General features: G+C 67.4%; 17 protein-coding genes. 3 read left to right on the forward strand and 14 right to left on the reverse strand.

Annotation, left to right across the window (positions count from 1 at the left end; all coding sequences use genetic code 11):
* Nucleotides 1–150: 150 nt before the first annotated feature.
* The 8 genes from rpsO to rimP form a co-directional block, all read right to left on the reverse strand.
* Nucleotides 151–453: a 30S ribosomal protein S15 gene (rpsO, locus tag QU663_RS06985; protein WP_003792740.1), complete on the reverse strand. Its 303-nt coding sequence runs from the start codon at nt 451–453 to the stop codon at nt 151–153.
* A gap of 198 nt (nt 454–651) precedes the next feature.
* On the reverse strand, nt 652–1,641 hold the full coding sequence (locus tag QU663_RS06990) for a bifunctional riboflavin kinase/FAD synthetase (protein WP_021610748.1): 990 nt from the start codon (nt 1,639–1,641) through the stop codon (nt 652–654).
* Nucleotides 1,642–1,651: 10 nt separating this feature from the next.
* On the reverse strand, nt 1,652–2,686 hold the full coding sequence (gene truB, locus QU663_RS06995; protein ID WP_304990529.1) for a tRNA pseudouridine(55) synthase TruB: 1,035 nt from the start codon (nt 2,684–2,686) through the stop codon (nt 1,652–1,654).
* A 6-nt stretch (nt 2,687–2,692) separates the two neighbouring features.
* Nucleotides 2,693–3,142, reverse strand: a complete 450-nt coding sequence (gene rbfA / locus QU663_RS07000; RefSeq protein ID WP_021612017.1) for a 30S ribosome-binding factor RbfA — start codon at nt 3,140–3,142, stop codon at nt 2,693–2,695.
* A 100-nt stretch (nt 3,143–3,242) separates the two neighbouring features.
* Nucleotides 3,243–6,128 (reverse strand): translation initiation factor IF-2, encoded by a 2,886-nt coding sequence (gene infB / locus QU663_RS07005; RefSeq protein WP_304990530.1) that lies wholly within the window; start codon nt 6,126–6,128, stop codon nt 3,243–3,245.
* 136 nt (nt 6,129–6,264) lie between these two features.
* On the reverse strand, nt 6,265–6,552 hold the full coding sequence (locus tag QU663_RS07010; RefSeq protein WP_370465104.1) for a YlxR family protein: 288 nt from the start codon (nt 6,550–6,552) through the stop codon (nt 6,265–6,267).
* A 44-nt stretch (nt 6,553–6,596) separates the two neighbouring features.
* The gene (gene nusA, locus QU663_RS07015) at nt 6,597–7,625 is read right to left on the reverse strand and encodes a transcription termination factor NusA (RefSeq protein WP_021610832.1); all 1,029 of its coding nucleotides are present in this window, start codon (nt 7,623–7,625) and stop codon (nt 6,597–6,599) included.
* A gap of 6 nt (nt 7,626–7,631) precedes the next feature.
* Nucleotides 7,632–8,102 carry a ribosome maturation factor RimP gene (gene rimP / locus QU663_RS07020; RefSeq protein ID WP_021610831.1) on the reverse strand — a complete coding sequence of 157 codons (471 nt, stop codon included), beginning with the start codon at nt 8,100–8,102 and terminating at the stop codon, nt 7,632–7,634.
* Nucleotides 8,103–8,174: 72 nt separating this feature from the next.
* On the opposite strand from rimP, the gene QU663_RS07025 reads away from it, so the two are divergent.
* Complete coding sequence (locus QU663_RS07025) at nt 8,175–9,179, forward strand: hypothetical protein (protein WP_034480213.1); 1,005 nt, start codon at nt 8,175–8,177, stop codon at nt 9,177–9,179.
* 49 nt (nt 9,180–9,228) lie between these two features.
* Here the strand turns inward: QU663_RS07025 and QU663_RS07030 are convergent, their stop codons facing one another.
* The 3 genes from QU663_RS07030 to QU663_RS07040 all read right to left on the reverse strand — a co-directional run bounded on the left by QU663_RS07030 (nt 9,229) and on the right by QU663_RS07040 (nt 14,032).
* Nucleotides 9,229–10,278, reverse strand: a complete 1,050-nt coding sequence (locus QU663_RS07030; RefSeq protein WP_021610829.1) for a 3-isopropylmalate dehydrogenase — start codon at nt 10,276–10,278, stop codon at nt 9,229–9,231.
* A 143-nt stretch (nt 10,279–10,421) separates the two neighbouring features.
* Nucleotides 10,422–12,668 (reverse strand): sialidase family protein, encoded by a 2,247-nt coding sequence (locus tag QU663_RS07035; protein WP_021610828.1) that lies wholly within the window; start codon nt 12,666–12,668, stop codon nt 10,422–10,424.
* Between the two features lie 176 nt (nt 12,669–12,844).
* The gene (locus QU663_RS07040; protein WP_021610827.1) at nt 12,845–14,032 is read right to left on the reverse strand and encodes a glycosyltransferase; all 1,188 of its coding nucleotides are present in this window, start codon (nt 14,030–14,032) and stop codon (nt 12,845–12,847) included.
* A gap of 167 nt (nt 14,033–14,199) precedes the next feature.
* Here QU663_RS07040 and QU663_RS07045 point away from each other — a divergent pair, with 167 nt between their 5' ends.
* Complete coding sequence (locus tag QU663_RS07045) at nt 14,200–14,358, forward strand: hypothetical protein (protein ID WP_009056692.1); 159 nt, start codon at nt 14,200–14,202, stop codon at nt 14,356–14,358.
* Nucleotides 14,359–14,477: 119 nt separating this feature from the next.
* Here QU663_RS07045 and ilvC read toward each other — a convergent pair whose 3' ends face one another.
* The 3 genes from ilvC to QU663_RS07060 are packed head-to-tail and all read right to left on the reverse strand — an operon-like array spanning nt 14,478 to nt 17,784.
* Nucleotides 14,478–15,503, reverse strand: a complete 1,026-nt coding sequence (gene ilvC, locus QU663_RS07050) for a ketol-acid reductoisomerase (protein WP_009056685.1) — start codon at nt 15,501–15,503, stop codon at nt 14,478–14,480.
* Nucleotides 15,504–15,505: 2 nt separating this feature from the next.
* Nucleotides 15,506–16,018: an acetolactate synthase small subunit gene (gene ilvN / locus QU663_RS07055; RefSeq protein ID WP_009056682.1), complete on the reverse strand. Its 513-nt coding sequence runs from the start codon at nt 16,016–16,018 to the stop codon at nt 15,506–15,508.
* Complete coding sequence (locus tag QU663_RS07060; protein WP_034480220.1) at nt 16,018–17,784, reverse strand: acetolactate synthase large subunit; 1,767 nt, start codon at nt 17,782–17,784, stop codon at nt 16,018–16,020. The genes ilvN and QU663_RS07060 overlap by 1 nt, the downstream gene beginning before the upstream one ends.
* Nucleotides 17,785–18,189: 405 nt before the next feature.
* Here QU663_RS07060 and QU663_RS07065 point away from each other — a divergent pair, with 405 nt between their 5' ends.
* Nucleotides 18,190–19,713, forward strand: coding sequence for an aspartate:alanine exchanger family transporter (locus tag QU663_RS07065; RefSeq protein WP_370465162.1), 1,524 nt, complete (start codon nt 18,190–18,192; stop codon nt 19,711–19,713).
* Nucleotides 19,714–19,976: the final 263 nt, after the last annotated feature.

The following is a 19,976-nucleotide window of genomic DNA, read 5'->3' on the forward strand; positions in this document are numbered from 1 at the left end:
CCACTTCGGCCTTCGATCGAAGCCCACGGATCATCGCTCCGGAGGCCACTGTCGAAAACCGGCGGTTTTCGCGCGAAAAATTACGGTTTGCCCGAGGTGGGCGTGTGAAAACCGGCCCGTCTCCGCTACGGGAGGCGGGCCGGCCCAAAATCAGCGGCGCAGGCCGAGGCGCTCGATGAGCGAGCGGTAACGCTCGATGTCGATGTCAGCCAGGTAACCCAGCAGGCGGCGACGACGGCCGACCAGCAGCAGCAGGCCACGACGGGAGTGGTGGTCGTGCGTGTGGGTCTTGAAGTGCTCGGTCAGATCCTTGATGCGGCGGGTCAGCAGCGCGATCTGCACCTCGGGGGAACCGGTGTCGCCCTCGTGGGTCGCGTACTCGGCGATGATCTGGTCCTTGACGTCCTTGCTCAGCGGCACAGGCTTCTCCTTTGTGTTCGTTGCGCGGGGCATCCGGGCTTGTCCCGGATGCTGACAGTCCGCGGCCGATCGACGGCTTTTCTACAGTAGCACGTCCGGGATGCGAGATCGCGCGTGAGCGACGAAGGTAACGATTCTGTCGGGCTGGAAAGAAGCCCGCTCCCCTCTCCCGCCACCTGCAGGGACGCTCGTCGTCGGCCGGCACCGCGGCCGGGATCCGGGAGGAGGCACCTAGCGGGCGGTGACGGAGTCCGGGTCGACGCGCCCGGTGACACCGATGCCGAGGATGGAGGCGGTCTGTCGCAGGTCGTCGTCCATCTGGGTGAGCAGCCCGTCAAGGGAGCCAAAGGAGAGCATGGGGCGGATGCGCGACACGAAGGTCACGGCGATGCGCTCGCCGTACAGGTTCAGGTCCGACCGGCCCAGGACGTGAGCTTCGACGGTGCGTTGTTCTCCGTTGAACTGGGGATTCGTGCCCACGGAGATAGCGGCGGGGAGGAACTCGGCGGATTGGGTGCCGGGCACGGCTCGCACGACCCAGCCGGCGTACACGCCGTCGGCGGGGATGACGCCTTCGACGTCCTCGGACAGGTTTGCGGTCGGGAATCCGAGGGTGCGTCCGCGCTTGAAGCCGTGGCAGACGGTGCCGCGGATGCGGTGGAGGTGGCCGAGGACGCGGGCTGCGCCTGCGACGTCGCCGGCTGCCAGGAGCTCGCGCACCCAGGACGAGGACCAGCGGCGTCCCTCGGGAGCCTCAATGTCGGTGACGGTGATGACGCCGAAACCGTAGCGGCTCCCCAGCTCGCGCAGCGTGTCGATCGTGCCCGCATTGCCGCGCCCGAAGCGGAAGTCTTCACCGACGACGACCTCGCGCGCGCCGCATCGCTCCACCAGGTACTCGTAGACGAATTCCTCGGCCTCAAGACTGTAGACGCTGGCGTCGTAGTGGGCGACGAGCGTGGCGTCCAGCCCGGCGGCAGCCATCGCGTCGAGGCGGTCGCGCAGCGGGGAGATCAGCTGGAGGCCCACCTCGGGCTTGTGTACCTGGATGGGGTGAGGGTCGAAGGTGATGGCCACGGCGTCGACGCCGAGCTTGTGGGCTCGCTCGATGCAGGTGGAGACGACCTTCTTGTGCCCGTTGTGCATGCCGTCGAAGTTACCGATGGTGACGACACTGGCCTCGTTGCCGGGAATGTCAGAGAGGGAATACCAAACGTTCATGAGTATCTTTCTAGAAAACCAGGACGGTACGCAGGCGAGCGGCATCAATGCGAAGCAAGCCCAGGACAGTGCCGTCGGGCGCGACGGCGGCGATCGGCGCGGATTCCTCCTCGGGCGCGGCCTGCGGGGCGTAGCCGACCTCGGCCGCCCACTGCGCCAACTCACCGCGGCAGCGCCTGGGGGCCTGCCCGTGGCTCAACGCCCCGGCCTCGGCCTCGGTCAGGGCCAGCGCCGGAAACATGTCGAGCGCGGCGCGCCCCAGAGGAATCAGGGGGAGCACCGGTTCCTCGCCCTCCCCCGTCGGTGTGTCTTCCACGGCGCGGGTGAGCTCGTCCAGGGTGAGCGCGTCATCGAGCGGGAAGCCGCCGACGCGCGTGCGTCGCAGCGCGGTCAGGTGGGCGCCGACGCCGAGGGCGGCGCCCGCGTCGCGCGCGAGCGCGCGCACGTAGGTGCCCGAGGAGCACTCCACGTCCACGTCCACGTCCACGACGCGCACGGGTCCCGGAGGACACGCGGCGCCCTCCCCGGCCTCGTCGATATGCGCCTGCGCCTCGCGCGGGGGCGCGAGGACCTCAAGGCGGGAGATGTGCACCGGGCGGGCGGCCAGCTCGACGTCCTGCCCCGCGCGGGCCAGGGCGTAGGCGCGCTTTCCGTTCACCTTGATCGCCGAGACCGTCGTGGGCACCTGCATGATGTCGCCGCGCAGGGGTGCGAGCACCGCTTCCAGGTCCGCCTCGCTGAGGCAGGCGCAGCCCTTGGCCGCGGTGGCGACGCCCTCGGCATCATCCGTGTTGGTCGAGATGCCGAATCGGATCGTCGCCCGATACTCCTTGGAGTGCCCGCTCACCCACGTCAGGAGCTTCGTCGCCTTGCCGATGCCGAGGACGAGGACCCCCGTCGCCATCGGATCCAGCGTTCCGCCGTGGCCCACCTTGCGGGTGTGGGCCAGGCGTCGCACGCGCGAGACGACGTCGTGGCTGGTCATGCCGGCCTGCTTGTCGACGACAAGCAGGCCGGGGCGGGGACTATCGGGTCGACGAGCCACGTCGAATCAGGCCCATTCCTCGTCGTCGGCTTCGTCCTCGTCGTCGTGACGGTAGGGGTCTTCCTCGCCGGCGTATGTGGCGCCGACGGACGCGGCGGCGATGGCCTCGTCCTTTGCCTTCGCCTTGGCCAGGGCGTCCTCGAGCGCGGCTGCATTCTCGGGCAGTGCGTCGGGGATGAACTCCAGGGTCGGGGTCAGGCGCAGGCCCAGGGCCTTGCCCACGCGGGAGCGGAAAAGACCCTGCGCGGATGCGAACGCGCGCGCGGCCTTCTCACGCTGCTCGTCGTCGCCGAGCACCGTGTAGAAGACGGATGCGTGCTGTAGGTCGCCCGTCACGCGCACGTCCGTGATCGTCACGAGCTCCAGGCGAGGATCCTTCACCTGGCGTCCGATCATCGACGCAACAGTCTGCAGGATTCGCTCCTGCACCTTTCGAACGCGAGCTTCGTCAGCCATCGCGCCCTCCCTTCCGGGCGTTATCGCCCTGGTCACAACACTTGGTGAGAGAAGATCGGGGTCCGAGCACGCCCGGACCCCGATACTTCACGCCACGGAATCAGTCACGAGCCTTCTCGCGCATCTCCCAGGTCTCAATGATGTCGCCTTCGGCGATGTCCTTGTAGCCCAGGGTGATACCGCACTCGTAGCCCTCGCGGACCTCGGTGACGTCGTCCTTCTCGCGACGCAGGGACGCGATCTCGAGGTTGTCAGCGACAACGACGCCGTCGCGCACCAGGCGAGCCTTGGTGCCGCGCTTGATCGTACCGGAACGGACGATCGAACCGGCGATGTTGCCGAACTTGCCGGAGCGGAAGACCTGGCGGATCTCCGCGGTACCCAGCTGGACCTCCTCGTAGATCGGCTTGAGCATGCCCTTGAGGGCAGCCTCAATGTCGTCGATCGCAGAGTAGATGACGTTGTAGTACTTGATCTCGACGCCCTCGGCATCCGCCATCTCGGCCACGCGCTCGGCGGGACGGACGTTGAAGCCGATGATGACTGCGTTGTCGACGGTCGCCAGGTTGACGTCGTTCTGCGTAATCGCACCGACACCGCGGTGGATGATACGCAGCGCGACCTCGTCGCCCACGTCGATGCGCAGCAGCGAGTCTTCCAGGGCCTCGACGGCACCGGACACGTCGCCCTTGATGACCAGGTTGAGGGTGTCAACCTCGCCCTCGGCCAGGACCTTGTCGAAGTCCTCCAGGGAGACGCGCTTGCGGCGCTTAGCCAGCAGGGCCTGACGCTCGGCAGCCTCACGCTTGTCGGCGATCTGGCGGGCCGTGCGGTCATCGGGCGCGACCAGGAAGGAATCGCCGGCGCGCGGAACGGACGTCAGACCGAGGACCGCGACGGGGGTCGACGGACCAGCCTCGGAGACGTCGTGACCGGCGTCGTCGAACATGGCGCGCACGCGACCGTAGGAGGAGCCGACCACGAGGGAGTCGCCGACGTGGAGCGTGCCACGCTGAACCAGCATGGTCGCGACTGCGCCGCGCCCCTTGTCCAGGTTCGCTTCGATGGCGACACCGCGCGCGTCGGTGTTCGGGTTGGCCTCGAGGGTCAGCGCCGCGTCGGCGGTCAGCAGGACGGCCTCGAGCAGCTCGCGGATGCCCGTGCGCTGCTTGGCGGAGATGTTGACGAACATGACGTCGCCGCCGTATTCCTCCGCGACAAGCCCGTACTCGGTGAGCTGGGAGCGGATCTTTTCCGGGTTCGCGCCTTCCTTATCGACCTTGTTGACCGCGACGACGATCGGAACGCCGGCGGCCTGCGCGTGGTTGATGGCCTCCACCGTCTGGGGCATGACGCCGTCATCGGCGGCGACCACGAGGATCGCGATGTCGGTGACCTGGGCGCCACGGGCACGCATGGCCGTAAAGGCCTCGTGACCGGGGGTGTCGATGAAGGTGATCGGGCGACGCGTGCCGTCCTCAGCCGTGACCTTGACCTGGTAGGCGCCGATGTGCTGAGTAATGCCGCCGTGCTCGGTGTCGACGACGTCCGTGTGTCGGATCGCGTCGAGGAGCTTGGTCTTACCGTGGTCGACGTGACCCATGACGGTGACGACCGGGGGACGCGGCACCATGTTGTCGGCGTCGTCGAGTTCTTCGGCCTCGAGGTCGATGTCGAAGGACTCGAGCAGCTCGCGGTCCTCGTCCTCGGGGGAGACGACCTTGACGTCGTAGCCGAGCTCGGCGCCCAGGGCCTCGAAGGTGTCCTGGTCGAGGGACTGCGTGGCGGTGGCCATCTCGCCCAGGGCGAAGAGGACCGTCACGAGCGCTGCAGGGTTGACGTCGATCTTTTCGGCGAGGTCGGCCAGGGACGCGCCCTGGCGGATGCGGATCTGCGCGCCGTTACCGCGCGGGATCGAGACGCCGCCGATGACCGGCGCATTCTGCTGCTCGTACTCTTGACGCTTCGCGCGCTTCGACTTGCGTCCGCGCTGCGAGCGGCCGCCTCCGCGACCGAATGCGCCGGGAGTGGAGCCGCGTCCGCCGCGACCGCCACCGCGGGGGCCGAAGCCACCGCCGTTGTTCTGGGGTGCGCCGTTGCCTGCGCCTGCGCCCGCGCCGGGACGCGCGCCGCCGCGACCGCGACCGCCGCGACCGCCGCCGCGCTCTGCGGAGCCGCTACCGGTGGCAGCGTTGCGGGCGAAGTTGGCCTGGCCGGGCATCATGCCCGGGTTGGGGCGGTTGCCGCCGGGGCGCGGGGCGCCGGGACGGGGACCGCCGTTGCCGGAGCCACCCGGGCGCGGGGCGCCGGGACGCGGGCCGCCGTTGCCGGAGCCACCCGGGCGCGGGGCGCCGGGACGCGGGCCGCCGTTGCCGGAGCCACCCGGGCGCGGGGCGCCAGGACGCGGGCCTCCGTTGCCGGAGCCACCCGGGCGGGGCATGCCCTGGGAGGAGGCGTAGGGGTTGTTGCCGGGGCGCGGGCCGCCGGGCCGGGGCGCTCCGGGGCGGGCGGGACGCGGGGCGTCGCCGCGACGCGGCGCGGGCTTGGGGGCGCCACCTTCCGCGTTCTTGCGGCCGGCGGGCTTGGGCGCGCCGTCGGACTTCTTGGCACGAGGCTTGGGCGCGGTGTCGCTCTTGCGCGCACCGGGCTTGGGGGCGCCGGGCTTGGGAGAGTCGGCCTTGGGTGCCGGCTTGGGCGCGGGTGTCTCGGGGGTGTGCGCCGCGGGGGCCGCGGCCTTGGGCGCTGCGGGCTTATTCGCCGCCGGCTTGGCGGCGCCCGGCTTGGGCGCCTTGGGGGCGGCCTTTGCGTCCGCCTTCTTGCTCTTGGGTGCCGCCGCGAACTTCTCGCGCATCTGCCGCACGACGGGCGGCTCGAGCGAGGACGAGGACGACTTGACGAATTCACCTGCTTCCTTCAGGTGACCCATCAGTTCTTTGCTGGTGATTCCGAGCTCTTTGGCGAGCTCGTGGACACGCAACTTTGCCACATTTCTCCATTCCGGAAGCGTCTCCGGTCCGGAGACGCCTTACTGATATTGCTGGCAGCTCATCGCTGGGTACTCATCGGGTGCCCATCAGCTTCCAACCCGCTTCCATTATCTCGGCGTTGATGGCGCGTGGCCATCACTGGGTAGTGATCAGCTCCTCCACGTCGTCCCACACGCTCTCCGGCAGGTTCCCCGTCCGGAAGGCACGCGCGAGGGCTCGCCTGGCTCGGGCTCGCTGGACGCATCCCCTGTCGGGGTGGATCCACGCTCCTCGGCCTGGAAGAGTCGCCGTTCGGTCGAGGTGAATCGCGCCGTCCGGCGAACGCACGATCCGCACGAGGGCGGTTCGGTGCGCGCGAGTACCGCATCCGATGCAGGTGCGCTGGGGCCCGGTGGTGGGCTCAGGCGGCACGGGATACGACACAATCCCCTAGCTTAGTCCAGCTAGGGGATTGCTCGTCTCAGATTCTATGAGCGACTTGTCACGTCGTCGGGGGTGGAGACGCGCGAGGCGGTCGCGTCGTCGCCGGTCTCCGTGTCGGCGTGAATGTCGATGTGGTAGTTCGTCAGGCGCGCGGCGAGACGGGCGTTCTGTCCCTCCTTGCCGATGGCGAGTGAGAGCTGGAAGTCGGGGACGATCGCGGTCGCGGTGCGGTTGTCGATGGAGTGGACGACGACGCGGGTCACCCGCGCCGGGGACAGCGCGTTGGCGACGAAGCGCGCCGGGTCGTCGGAGTAGTCGACAATGTCGATCTTTTCGCCGCCGAGCTCGGCCATGACGGAGCGCACACGGGCACCCATGGGGCCGATGCAGGCACCCTTGGCGTTGATGCCTTCGCGGGTGGCGGCCACGGCGATCTTGGTGCGGTGTCCGGCTTCGCGGGCGATGGCTTTGATCTTGACGAGGCCCTGCTGGATTTCCGGGACCTCGCGCTGGAAGAGGCCGGCCACGAGGTTGGGGTGTGTGCGCGACAGGGTGATGCGAGGACCGCGTTCGGTGCGCTCGACGCCCACGATGTAGGCGCGGATGCGGTCGCCGTGACGGTAGGACTCGCCAGGGACCTTTTCGCCGTCGGGCAGGACGGCCTCGAAGTCGTCGGAGACCTGGACCATGGTGGGGCGGCCGGGGCGCGGGGCCTGGACGGTGCCCGTGATGATCTGGCCTTCACGCCCGGCGAAGTCGCCGAAGACCCGCTGGTCGTCAGCGTCGCGCAGGCGCTGCATGATGACGGAGCGCGCCGTGGACTGGGCGATGCGCCCGAAGTTCTTAGGCGTGTCGTCGAACTCGCCGATCGGGTTGCCGTCCTCATCCTCATCCATGGCCATGACGGTGACGCGGCCGGTCTTCTTGTCGATTTCGATGCGGGCCTGGGAGATCGCGCCGGGCAGGTTGTGGTACGCCTTGAGCAGCGCCTCTTCGATGGCGTCGACGAGGGTTTCGAGGCTGACGCCCTTCTCGTTTTCCACCATCCGCAGAGCGGTCATATCGATTTCCATGGTCTCCTACTTCCCCGTTCCAAAGTCGACGCGGGAGCGCGCCTTCCTCATGTCAGAATAGTCAATGGTAGTCGCTTCGCCGTCGACATCGATCGTTGCGCTGGTCTCGCCCGCGTCGATGACGCGCCCGGAGACGTAGCCGCCCGCGCGCAGCTTGACGCGCACGAGGCGTCCGACCTGGCGCTTCCAGTGGCCGACCTTGGTGAGTTCGCGCTCGGCTCCGGGGGTGGAGACTTCCAGCAGGTACTCACCGTCGATCGGGTCGGCGGCGTCCAGGGCCTTTGACACGGCGCGGGAGACGTCCGCGAGGGTGTCTGAGTCGATGCCGTCGGCACCGATCGGGGCTTCGACGACGACCCGCAGGAGCGGCATCGCGTCGGAGCGCGTGCGGGTCACCGAATCCAGTTCCAGTCCCGATGCTGCGACCACGGGAGCCAGCAGCTCCTGGAGCGGTCCGTCTGTCGTGGACGTTCCCATATGCGCCTGTCTTTCTTCTCGCCTTCGCGGGTCAGTTACCTATCCTACCCGGGGGTGTGGGATGATGCGGGGGTGCGTTTCGCAAATCTGATTTTGACCACACGTCGTATCCCGGGCGTCCTCGTTGCGGGTGCGGCGGTTCTTGCGCTGTCCGCGTGCTCCACGTCCTCGCTGCCGCCCCTGTCGGGTTTCGCGGCGGTGCGCGACCAGGCGGCCCGCACGGAGGCTGCTGCCTCGCAGCGGGCGACTCAGCTTGCCGAGGCCGCGACGGGCTGTGCGCCGTGCTCCAGCGCCCTGCGTTCCCTCGCCTCCGCGTCGGAGGAGCGTCTCGAGGCACTCGGCGGCCTGTGGGATCCGTGGGGCGGGGCCACTCCCGAGGGCGAGAAAGCACCGGCACCCGTCTCGGCGGCCCCGACCGATGTGCCTGCCTTCATCTCGTGGTTGGCGCGCACGGCAACGCGCGACCTTGAGATCGCGGCCGACCCGACTCGCGCCGATACCGAGGAGGCGCGAACGCTGTCCGCCTCCGCGCTGGGCCGCTACGCGAGCGCCGTTACGCTGGCGAACGCCTACGGCATCAACCTGGACGCGGGAGAGGAAGAGGCCGCGGCCATCAATGACCGCGTGAATACGGCGTCTCGCCAGGGTACGCAGACCTGGGCGATCGACCTGTTCGACGAGCCCGCGATCTCCTCCACCTTCGCTCCTTCCGGCAAGGATCTGGCCTCCTCGGAGGAGCTTTCCGAGGCCGTAGCCATGTGGGATTGCACGGCGTCGACGCTCCCGAAGGCCCAGGTGGTCGCGGGAACCCTCACCGATGCCTACGACGTGTCGGGCCAGCTTCTCACCCGCGCGCAGGTCGCGCTGCGGGCGGGCGCGACCGACACCCGCACGCCGCGCTGTGAGCTGCCCGCCCTGGACGCCGCGACCCTCGCTTCCAACCTGCTGGCGGTCGACGCGGCGATGATCTCCTCCGACTCCGCGTCGGTGCGCACCGCGGGCGCCAGCGCCGCGCTGGCGGACATTGAGCAGTGGGCTCCTCGCACGTCTCTGCCCGCCCTCATCGCGGTGCGCTGAGGCACCCGCCCATCGCGGCGACCGCGCGCCGCCTCGCGGACCGACGGCGTCAGAGGCGGGCGGCGATGTCGTCGCCGATCTGTGAGGTCGAGCGCACGAGCGGGTGCCCGTTCGCTGCGGCCTGGGCACGCGCCGCCATGTCGGCGTCGATCGCTGCGCGCACGCGGCCGGCCTCGTCGGCGTAGCCCATGAAGTCGAGCATGAGCGCCACGGAAGAAATCGTCGCGGTGGGGTCGGCCTTGCCCTGGCCCGCGATGTCGGGGGCGGAGCCGTGCACGGGTTCGAACATGGAGGGGTACTCGCGCGAGGGGTTGAGGTTGCCCGACGCGCTCAGGCCGATGCCGCCGGTAACGGCTCCGGCCTCGTCGGTGAGGATGTCGCCGAACAGGTTGTCGGTGACGATGACGTCGAAGCGCGCGGGGTCGGTGACCATGTAGATGGTGGCGGCGTCGATGTGGCAGTAGTCGACGGCCACATCCGGGTACTTCTCCCCCACCTCGTCGACGATGCGGCGCCACATGTGGCCGGCATTGACCAGCACGTTGTGCTTGTGGACCAGGGTGAGGTGCTTCTTGCGCGAGGCTGCGGCTTCGAAGGCGTAGCGCACGACGCGTTCGACCCCGTAGGCGGTGTTGACGCTGACCTCGGTGGCGATCTCGTGCGGTGTTCCCACGCGCACGGCGCCGCCGTTGCCGCAGTACAGGCCCTCGGTCCCCTCGCGCACGACGACGAAGTCGATGTCGCCGGGGTTGGCCAGGGGGCTGGGCACGCCTTCGTAGTACTTGGAGGGGCGCAGGTTCACGTAGTGGTCAAGGGCGAAGCGCAGCTTGAGGAGGAGGCCGCGTTCGAGGACGCCGGAGGGGACGGAGGGGTCGCCGACCGCGCCGAGGAGGATGACGTCGTGGCGTTTGATGGCCTCGAGGTCCTCGTCGGTGAGGGTGTCACCGGTGGCGTGCCAGCGCGCCGCCCCCAGGTCGAAGTGAGTCGTTGAGTAGTCGATACCCTTATCCGCCAGGACGCGGTCAAGAACCTTGAGGCCCTCGGGGACGATTTCCTTGCCGATGCCGTCGCCGGGGATTACTGCGATGTTCAGTGTCATGACTCCATCTTCCCCCGACCGCGCGCGCCGGGTTGCTGTCGTTCCAACCCGTGGTCCGTTTGCGCCGTGACGTGCCCCATAGACGAGGCCGAGGCCGGGAGGGCGCCACGCTCCCCCAGCCTCGGCCGATGCACGGTGTCGGATCAGACCCACGCGCCCGACGACGCGAAGTAGTACCAGCGTCCGGCGATACTCTGCCAGCCGGTGACCATCTGGCCGTCGGTACCAAAGTAGTACCAGGTGTAGCCGATCTGCTGCCAGCCGGTGAGCATAGCGCCGGAGGGTGCCAGGTAGTACCAGGCCCCCACGTTCTGCCAGCCGGTGAGCATGGCTCCGGAGGTCGAGAAAAGGTACCAGTCGGAGCCGATCTGAGCCCAGCCGGTCGCCATCGTTCCCGTGGCGGGGTCGAGGTAGTACCAGGTGGGGCCCGAGGCGAGCCAGCCGCTCACGCGGGCGCCGTAGGCGTTGTAGTAACTCCAGGCGCCATTGACCTTGTCCCAGCCGGTGACCATGTAGCCGTCGGCGCCGAAGCGGTAGGTGGCATCCCCGATGGTGATGGTCTGGTTGGCCGCGTAGCTGGAGTCTTCCAGCTGCCACTTCCAGCCTGAGCCGGTGTTCACCCAGTGCGCGGGGGTCACCGCGGGGGCAGGCTCAGGGGTCGGCTGCGGTTCCGGGGTCGGGTCCGGCGTGGGCTGCGGTTCCGGGGTGGGCTGCGGGGTGGGGGTGGGCTCCTCGCCGGGGTCGGTCAGGCCCAGGTAGGCGGCGTCCACGCGCATGAACTCGATGTTCTTGTAGCCGCCGGACTCGTAGAGCAGGCCCCACGTGCCATCCCCGAGGGGGTGGAGCGTGGAGTAGGCCATCTCGCCGCTCTCGAAGACCTTGCCTTCGTTCCAGGTGAAGCCGTCGTCGTAGGAAACACGGATGGTGCCGTTGGCGCGGGCACTGGAGGAGTCGGCGTTGGAGAAGAGCAGGATGCGGGCGCGCGCGGAGCCCTCGGGGGCATCCGGGTAGGCGCGGACGATGGAGGCGTTGTTACGCGGGTCGGTCAGGTCCCAGTTGTGGCGGAAGGGACCCCACGTCTGGCCGCCGTCGTAGGAGATGGCTTCGAGGCGCTGGCCCGCGGTGCCCTGCGTACGCGAGTTGAGCAGGAGGCGTCCGTCGGAGAGTTCGACGACCTTGTTTTCGTCCGCGCTGCCCTCGGTGGGGGCTCCGGGCTTCCAGGTAACGCCGTGGTCATCAGAGTAGACGGAGACGGCCATGAGGGAGGTGGAGCCAGAGTTGGCGACGGCGTACTGCTGGATGAGGCGTCCGGCGTGGGCGCCGTAGCGCAGCTGGATGCCCTCGCCGGAGGAGGCGAAGCGGGTGAACCACTCGCCGGTGTGTCCCGCGGTGACCTGGTCGGTGATGGTGCGGTGGTTGGTCCAGGTTTCGCCGTTGTCGTGGGATTCGACGACGTGGGCGTGCAGGATGTTGCGCGCGGCGGGGTCGGTGCCCAGCTGCGACTGGAAGAGGCCCGCGTCGTAGGACTTCACGGAGAACAGGAAGATCGTCCCGGTGGTGCGGTCGACGACGAAGGAAGGGTCGGAGTAGCCGACCTTGGCCGCACCGGGCGTGCCGGCGAGGGCGGTCATAATGGGGGTCCAGGACTTGCCGCCGTCCTTGGAGATGCGGTAGACGATGGAGTTGGCCTGGGGTGCGTCCTGGCAGGTGTCGGGGCGTCCGTCCCACGCGGCGATGATCCAGCCGTTGGTGGCGGTGGTCAGCGCAGGGATGCGGTGGCAGTTGAAGCCGGCGAGGCCGGGGGACGCGAGGCGAACCTTGTCTCCGATGGCGTAGTCGGTCGGGGTTTCGAGCGGGTCGGGCGCGGCCGGGCGCACGCCCGCAGCAACGGTAATCCCGTCGGCGGCGGAGACGAAGCCACCGGCGATGACGTCGGTGCCGTTGCGGTCGCGCGTCGCCGCCCAGGTCGCGGAGGGAGTGAAGGAACCGGCCGCGACGTCCTCGGCGGTCACGGTGTGCGTTGCACTCGTGCACTGCTTGGTAGTGTGCGCGGCGAGGTTGTGCCAGCGGCAGTTGGGGGCGCCGGTCGTCAGGACGCCCGACAGGTTGGATTCCGTCGGGAAGACGGTGAGCGCACTGTCTGTGTTGTTGGTGTAGGTGAAGGTCACGGTCACGACATCGCCGACGTACAGGGTGTCCCCGCCATCGTCGGTGCGCGTGGCGGTGACGGTGATGGGGGCCGAGCCTTCGTCGGTTGCCGAGGCCGTGGCGACGGCTGCGTCGCGGGTGTCACTGGAGGGGGCGGCCAGGGTGGGGGCCGTGAGGGTCGCGCACAGCAGCGCGGCTCCCGTGGCTGCCGCGAGGGCTCGCCCGTAGTGGCGGAGGGTCATCGTTGGTCCTTCCGGGGAGGAGTGTCAATGCGCGGAGGTTGAGCCGGAACTCACCCGCCGCAAGATTCATCATACAAATTTAGATGCTGACTAACCACTTATACGAGAAACATCGCCCCACCTGTCGAACTCATTTACTCGACAATCATGCCAATGAGGGCCCTCGTGCCACTCCATCACCCCTTGGCTCTCCCCTCGAAAACCAACCGACGGTAAGCCTCCTCGAGGCGAGCCACGCAGGCGCGAATGTCATACCACTCACCGACACGCCGATAGCGGCGCGCCTCGCACTGCCGTCCAACAGGCCCTCGATCGATCCAGACGTCAATCGCGCGGGCGAGCGCACGAGCATCCCCGGCCTCGAACACACTGTCCTCACTGAGGGCGAATTGACTGGTCGCCGTCAGCGGCCCCCGAGCGATGATGGGCACGACGCCATGGCGGAGCACCTCCAGGGCGCTGAGCCCCTCAACCTCGATGCGCGCCGCATGCACATACAAGGCACAGCTCGACGCTTCGCGCGCGAGCTCGTCCGCACTCATAAAGGCGAAACGGACCGGATGAGCGATCACCCCGCGCCGCAGGAGACGCCGAGCCGAGGCACGCAGGGAATGCTCGGTCGGACCACGTCCAGCGAAAGTCAGCTGGATCGAGCGCGCATGAGCGCTATGACGCAGGGCCCGCAAGATCGTTGCCTGGTCTTTTTCGCGCGAGAACCTGCCAACCACGAGGACGCGAACGACAGACGACTCCCCCACCTCGTGCCCACCACCACACACCTCCTCGCCGAGAGGCACGCCGTTCGATAGGAGCAGCAGGGGCGCTCGCACACGCAGCTTCGAGACTCGTTCATACACGGAGCGCGAGGGACACTGAACGAGGTCACTGCGATTGAAGATCGCGCGTTTCCACAGCTCAAGGATCGCCCAATTGAGCGGCAAGGCGCGATCCAAGTAGACCGAGGCCGTCAGGTTTTCAGGATGAATGTGATAGGTCGCAACGACGAGCACGCCCTGCCTGCGCGCATAGTGCGCGACGACCGCCTGCAGGCAGAAGGGTTCCTCGAGATGAACGACGTCCGCCCAGGCGAGCGCACGCTCTATCTCGCGGCGCTTCGCGCGGGCGAAGGCGTAGCCCTGTGAGGCGATGAGCGGACCAACGAGGGGGATGCGCAGGGGCGGCAGCACATACTCGGGCATTCCAACACCGCAGTCGTCACCATCGCGGGGCAGCGCCGAGAGGACGCGCACGTGATGCCCATGCTCACGCAGAAGCGCGATCGTCCGCCGCGCGGAGGCGGCCAAGCCGTTCCCACGCGTGTACAGATCGTTGATGACGAAGAGGATTTTCAACGGCTGTTCCATCGTCCCTCCCGAGCGATCCCACCACCATTCTATGCCGACCTACTGGTCAGCACGAAGCCTTTCAGCACATCACCACAACACGTCCATATGTAAGCAATCACCATCAGTTGCCCACTAAGTAGTTACTGATAAACTTCGTTTGTCACTATATATCCCATAGGAAGAGAATGATGCGCCCCTCCCGTCGAACCCTGACGCGCGTCGCGTCGGCCGCCGTCGCTTCCCTCGTGATCGTTGCACCGATCTCCACCGTTTCCAATGCGGACGCCCTCTCCCCCGCTTCCCTTCCGTGGACGAACGGCTCCGACGAAGCGGCGGCGAACTAACCCTCGCGGGAACACAGTCGAACGTAACCCGCGCCTGTCAGCACAAAAGAGCCCCGACCTCGTCCCATATGCGTGAGAACGAGGCCGGGGCTTGGGTCTATCCGAAACTACCCGTCAGATCAGCGCGCGGCGCTGCCCTCGGTGTAGTCCTCGTCGGAGTCGGTCCAGCCGAAGGCCTTGCGCAGCTTCTGGCCGGTCTTCTCGATCGGATGAGCCTCTTCCTCGGCGCGCAGCGCCTTGAACTCGAGAGCGCCGTTATCCTGGTCCGCAATGAACTTGCGGGCGAAGGTGCCGTCCTGAATGTCGGCCAGGACAGCCTTCATGGCCTCCTTGGAGGACTCTCCAATGACGCGCGGGCCGGAGACGTAGTCGCCGTACTCGGCGGTGTCGGAGCAGGACCAACGCTGCTTCGTGATGCCGCCCTCGTTGATGAGGTCGACGATCTGCTTCATCTCGTGGCAGACCTCGAAGTAGGCGATCTCAGGCTGGTAACCAGCCTCGACCAGGGTCTCAAAGCCGGCCTGGATCAGGTGGGAGACGCCACCGCACAGGACGGCCTGCTCGCCGAACAGGTCGGTCTCGGTCTCTTCGGTGAAGGTCGTCTTGATGACGCCGGCGCGGGTGCCGCCGATGCCCTTTGCATAGGACAGAGCCAGCTCCCAGGCCTTGCCGGAGGCGTCCACCTCGACGGCGACGACGTCCGGGGTGCCCTTGCCCTGCACGTAGGTCTCGCGGACCTTGTGGCCCGGGCCCTTGGGGGCGACCATGATGACGTCATGGCCGGCGGGGACCTCGATGTAGCCGTAGCGGATGTTGAAGCCGTGCGCGAAGAGGAGGGCGGCGCCTTCCTTCAGGTTGGGGGCAATCTGCTCGGCGTAGACGTAGCGCTGGACCTGGTCGGGCAGCAGCACGGAGACGACGTCACCCTCGGCGACGGCCTCGGCCACGTCCTTGACCTCCAGGCCGGCGGCCTCAGCCTTGGCCCAGGAGGACGAACCGGGGCGCAGGCCAACGACCACGTCAACTCCGGAATCCTTCAGGTTCAGCGCGTGCGCATGACCCTGCGAACCGTAACCGATGATGGCGACCTTCTTGGACTGGATCAGCGACAGGTCTGCGCCGTCGTCGTAGATGATTTCTGCCATTTTCATTTCTCCTTCAGTTGATCCGTGATCGAGCGCGACCCGCGGCCGATGGCCACGGCGCCCGACTGGACGAGTTCGGTGACGCCGTAGGGCTCCAGGGCCCGCAGCAGCGCCTCCAGCTTGGGTAGGGAGCCGATCGATTCGATGACGACCGACTCGGGTTGAACGTCGACGACGTGCGCGCGGAAAAGATCCACGATCTGCAGGACCGAGGTGCGACGGGTTTCGTCGGCCTGGACCTTCATGAGCAGCAGGCGCCGTTCGACGGAGTCTTCGGGTTCGAGCTCAACGACCTTGAGGACGTTGATGAGCTTGTTGAGTTGCTTGACGACCTGCTCGATGGGCGCGGAGTCTGCGTCCACGATGATGGTCATGCGGGAGATCTCGGGGTGCTCGGTCTCCCCCACGGTCAGCGACTTGATGTTAAAGGCGCGGCGGGCGAAAAGCGCGGCGACGCGGGTGAGCACGCCGGGCTTGTTTTCGACCAACACGGCCAGAGTGTGACGATTCGTCATCAGTCTTCCACCTCCCAGTCGGGCGCCATGCCCTTGGCGTAACGAATTTCATCGTTGGAGACGCCCGCGGCGACCATCGGCCAGACCATCGAGTCCTTGGACACGCGGAAGTCAATGAGGACGGGACGGTCGTTGATCGACATGGCCCAGTCGATGGCCTCGTCCACCTCGTCGATGGAGCGCACCGTGCGCGCGGCCATCCCGTAGGCCTGCGCCAGCATCTCGAAGTTGGGGATCTGCTCTCCCTCGACGGGGTTGAGCGTCGTGTTCGAGTAGCGCTTGCCGAAGAACAGTGACTGCCACTGGCGAACCATGCCCAGCACCGAGTTGTTAATGAGGGCGACCTTGATCGGGATGTTGTTGATCGTGCAGGTGGCCAGCTCCTGGTTGGTCATCTGGAAGGAGCCGTCGCCGTCGATCGCCCACACGACCTTGTCGGGGACGCCGACCTGCGCGCCCATGGCCGAGGGGATGCAGTAGCCCATCGTGCCCGAGCCGCACGAGGAGATGAAGCTGCGCGGGTTGTCCAGCGTGATGAACTGCGATGCCCACATCTGGTGCTGGCCCACACCCGTCACGTAGACGGCGTCGGGGCCGACCTTGTCGGAGAGCTTCTTGATGACTTCCTGGGGCGCCATCATGCCGTCGTCGGGTTCTGTCCACCCGATCGGATACTTGGTGCGCAGTCGGTCCAGGTAGCGCCACCATCCGGAGATGTCGGCCTTTCCGTCGGACGAAGCCTGGGCGATCTCGTCGGTCAGGATCGGCAGGGCGGTCTTCAGGTCCGCGACAATCGGGATGTCGGCGTGGCGGTTCTTAGAGATCTCCGCGGCGTCGATGTCGATGTGGACGACGGTCGCGCGCGGCGCGAAGGAGTCGAGGCGGCCGGTCACGCGGTCGTCGAATCGGGCTCCGAGGGCGACGATCAGGTCCGCGCGCTGCAGGGCGCCGACGGCGGCAACGGTGCCGTGCATACCGGGCATGCCCAGGTTGTGGCGATCGGAGTCGGGGAAGGCACCGCGCGCCGTCAGGGTGGTGACCACGGGGGCGTTGGTGGCCTCGACCAGGGCGGACAGGGCCTCGGTCGCGCCGCCGCGGATCACGCCGCCACCGACGTAGAGGACGGGGGCCTGAGCGTCCACGATCGCGCGGGCCGCGGCTCGCACCTGCTTCATGTTCGGGCGGTCGGCCACCTTGTAGCCGGGCAGGTCCAGGGTCGGGGGCCAGGAGAAGTCCATCTCCGAGACCTGGGCGGACTTGGTGATGTCCACGAGGACTGGGCCGGGCCGACCCGTGCCGGCCAGGTGGAAGGCCTCGGCGAGGCGCACGGGGATGTCCTGCGGATCCGTCACCAGGAATGAGTGCTTCGTGATGGGCATCGATGCACCCACGACGTCGGCTTCCTGGAAGGCGTCGGTGCCGATCAGGGAGGCGCCGACCTGGCCGGAGATGACGACGATCGGCACGGAGTCCATGCAGGCGTCACCCAGGGCAGTCAGCACGTTCGTCGCGCCGGGGCCCGAGGTGACGAGCGCGCAGCCAACCTTGCCGGTAGCAAGCGCGTACCCCTCGGCAGCGTGGCCCGCACCCTGCTCGTGTCGAACCAAAATGTGACGTATTGCCGTCGACGCCATCAGCGGGTCGTAGGTCGGCAGAATTGCTCCACCGGGCATGCCGAACACGTCGGTCACGCCCAGGGCCTCGAGGCTCGCCACGATAGCCTCGGCTCCAGTCATACGGGTGGTGGTGCTCGTGTCGCTCACCAGTCGTCCTCTCAATCGTTGGGACCGTCTTAAAGAAAAAACCCCGTCAAGTCCGGCCAAACAGCGCGGATGCGGGGAAAAGGCGTGCGATCCATCCTCTCGTTACGCGGCAGGCATCGCACGCCCAGGTACGATGACCAGGGCGAGGATTCCAATCTCACGAACGTTGAGCATGTCAATACCGTAACTCGCCTGCGCGAGGCGCTCCAGACCATCTCATTGTGCGGACCATTAGGCCCCTCACGCCATCTAGGACGATGGCCTGAGATACACAACACTAGAAGCTGGTTTAATTGACTCATAACACACATCGACAATTCACTACACGGAGATTTCATCGTGGAAACGATCTTTGGGGTACTGGAAGAGCAGCCCGTGCTGTTCCTGTTCCTCCTCATCGGCATCGGCATGGCCTTCGGTAAGGTCAAGATCAAGGGCATCGGCTTGGGAGCCGCTGCCGTCCTCTTTTTCGCCATCGTCATGGCGGCCTGGGCACAGTCCTACAACATCGAATTGCGTGTCACCCCGCAGCTGGGAACGCTCGGCCTGACGCTCTTTACCTTCGCGATCGGTATTAACTCCGGTGCGTCCTTCTTCCATAACCTCAAGACCGCGGTCGGCCCGATCCTGACGATGGTGGCCTTCTACGGCATCGCAGCCACGCTCGGCCTGTACGTCGGCAAGGCCCTGGGCATGGATGTGCCCCTCATCGCCGGTACATTCGCCGGAGCCGTCACGAACACCCCGGCGCTCGCCGCGGCCGGCGAGGCCAGCGGCGACCCCGCCCGAGCGACCGTAGGGTATTCCATCGCCTACCTCTTCGGCGTCATCGGCATGCTCGCCGCCTCGATGGCCGCCCTGCACTACGGCCGCAACGACAAGGACGCGCCCTCTCCCCTGTCGAACCGCACGATCCGCGTCGAGCGCGACGACCACCCCTTCGTCGGTGACATCTACGAAAAGCTCGGCGAGAAGGTCTCCTTCTCTCGTCTGCGCCGTGGCGAGACCGGCCCCATCACGCGCCCCCAGATGTCCGATACGCTCGACCCCGGCGACCTCGTGACCGTCGTCGGCCCCCGCGAGCTCGTTGCACGCGCGGCCAGCGAGCTTGGTCATGCCTCCTCGCACTCTCTCATGCAGGATCGCACCTACCTAGACTTCCGCCGCATGACGATCTCCAACCCCAAGGTCTCCGGCCGAACGGTGGCCTCCCTGGGTCTGGCCAAGCAGTTCTCCGCGACGATCTCCCGCGTGCGCCGCGGCGACGTCGACATGGTCGCCGAGCCCGGCCTCGTCCTCCAGGAGGGTGACCGCGTGCGCGTCGTCGCCCCTACCTCAAAGATGGCTGAGATCACCAAGTTCTTTGGTGACTCCTCGCACGGCCTCACCGACCTCAACCCGATCGCCCTGGGCCTGGGCATGGCGCTGGGCATCGCGATCGGCGAGCTGCCCATCCTGACCCCCTCCGGCGAGTATTTTTCGATCGGTTCCGCCGCTGGCACGCTCATCGTGGGTCTCATCTTCGGCCGCGTGGGTCGTATCGGCCCCATCGCGACGGCGCTGCCCTTCACCACCTGCCAGGTCATGTCCGAACTTGGCCTGCTCATCTTCCTGGCGCAGGCGGGCGCGAAGGCCGGCGGCCAGATCCTCGAGGCCTTCACGTCGGGCGCGTGGGTCAACATCTTCCTCCTCGGCGTCATCATCACGTCGACGATGGCTATCGGCCTGTATGTCACCATGCGGTGGGTCTTCAAGATGGGCGGCACGAAGCTCGCGGGCCTCCTCGGCGGCGCTCAGACCCAGCCCGCGGTCCTCGCGTTCGCGAACGGCCGTACGAACGCCGATCCTCGCGTCGCCCTCGGCTACGCCCTGGTGTATCCCGTCGCCATGGTTGGTAAGATCGTCGTTGCACAGGTGCTCGGCGGCATGTAACCAAACGTTGGCTGCGGGGTGACCTCCACACCACCCAAACACCTCGTGGCCGTGCCAGTGGGCGGGGTCCCCCATCCTCCCCCGCCCACGCGAATGGGGCCGACCCTCGCGGGTCGGCCCCATTCGTCTGCCCGACAGCCTGTACGACTGGTGGCACGGTCGACAGGCGGGATGACAGGACAAAACGTGTAGGTTGTGTGGCGACTTTCGGCTTGCCGGCACGGGAAAGTCGGTCTTGAAGGCGGTTGCTTCATCGGGGGCGT

Source organism: Schaalia sp. HMT-172, from assembly GCF_030644365.1.
GTDB lineage: Bacteria > Actinomycetota > Actinomycetes > Actinomycetales > Actinomycetaceae > Pauljensenia.